The sequence below is a fragment of the Pelomonas margarita genome (genome assembly GCF_043555875.1).
In the GTDB taxonomy this organism is placed as follows: Bacteria; Pseudomonadota; Gammaproteobacteria; order Burkholderiales; family Burkholderiaceae_C; genus Pelomonas; species Pelomonas margarita.
This window is the reverse complement of record NZ_JBIGHW010000048.1, coordinates 1-1,239: the sequence shown is the minus strand read 5'-3', so window position 1 is coordinate 1,239 and position 1,239 is coordinate 1. Positions and strand designations below refer to the sequence as shown.

Genomic DNA, 1,239 nt, shown 5'->3' with positions numbered 1-1,239 from the left:
GACGCGGCGCGTGCATCCTTGCGGCTGTCGATGACGAGCACGGCACCGGGTGGGCATTCCTCGACGGCGACGCGCTGCGGGTGGCTGCGGTCCTTGAAGACCTCGATGCCGTTCAAGTCCTCGCGCGCCGGCATGTAGCGCAGCGTGTAGGCCGGGCCCACCATGGTGGGCAGGCCGGGGTTCAGCGGCAGCACGCCCTGGATGAACTGGTGCTTCAAGCCGCGCTTGAACAGCGCGGTGCACAGCGTGGCGGTGCTGACGCCCATCAGCTTCTTGCGGGTGTCGGGGTTCATATCAATAAATCACGGGTTCAGGCACCGGAGCGCCGAACTGGGTTTCGAGGAAGTCGAAGTCGCAGCCCTCGTGGGCCTGCAGGATGTGACGGCCGAACATCCAGCCGTAGCCGCGCTCGTAGCGCGCGGGCGGCGGCGTCCAGGCGGCTCGGCGCGCGGCCAGTTCCTCGTCGCTGACGTCGAGGTGGATGGTGCGGCCGGGCACGTCGACGGTGATGCGGTCGCCCGTCTTCACCAGCGCCAATGGCCCGCCAACGAAGGCCTCGGGACTGCAGTGCAGCAGGCAGCCACCGTAGCTGGTGCCGCTCATGCGCGCGTCCGACAGGCGCAGCATGTCGGTCACGCCTTGTTTGAGCAGCTTGGTCGGGATGGGCAGCATGCCCCACTCCGGCATGCCGGCGCCCTTGGGGCCGGCGTTGCGCAGCACGAGGATGTCGTCGCCGGTGACATCCAGGTCCGGGTCGTCGACTGAAGCCTTCAGGCTCGGATAGTCGTCGAACACCAGTGCGCGTCCGGTGTGCTGCAGCAGGTGGGGTGCGACGGCGCTGGGCTTGATGACGACACCGTCGGGTGCCAGGTTGCCGCGCAGCACGGCCAGGGCCCCTTCGGCGTAGATGGGTTTGTCCAGCGGGCGGATGACGTCGTCGTTGAACACCTCGGCGCCCGTGATGTTCTCGACCACGGTCTTGCCGTTGACCGTGAGTGCCGACAAATCAAGTTTGTCGCGCATCACGTTCATCATCGCCGGCATGCCGCCGGCGTAGAAGAAGTCTTCCATCAGGTAGCGGTCGCCGCTGGGCCGGATGTTGGCGATGACGCCGATGTGGCGGCTGGCCGTGTCGAAGTCGTCCAGCGTGACGGCGAGATTCGCCCGGCGGCTGATGGCGACCAGGTGAATGATGGCGTTGGTGCTGCAGCCCATGGCCATCGCGACGGCGATGGCGTT

2 protein-coding genes are annotated in these 1,239 nt (G+C 67.2%); both read right to left on the bottom strand.

The window, feature by feature from the left end; all coding sequences use genetic code 11:
• On the bottom strand, window positions 1-293 hold a 293-nt coding region (locus ACG0Z3_RS23150), incomplete at its 3' end, for an RraA family protein (RefSeq protein WP_474101710.1).
• 1 nt (window position 294) lies between these two features.
• Window positions 295-1,239, bottom strand: a 945-nt coding sequence (locus ACG0Z3_RS23145; protein WP_394402409.1) for a dihydroxy-acid dehydratase domain-containing protein, incomplete at its 5' end; no start/stop codon positions are given.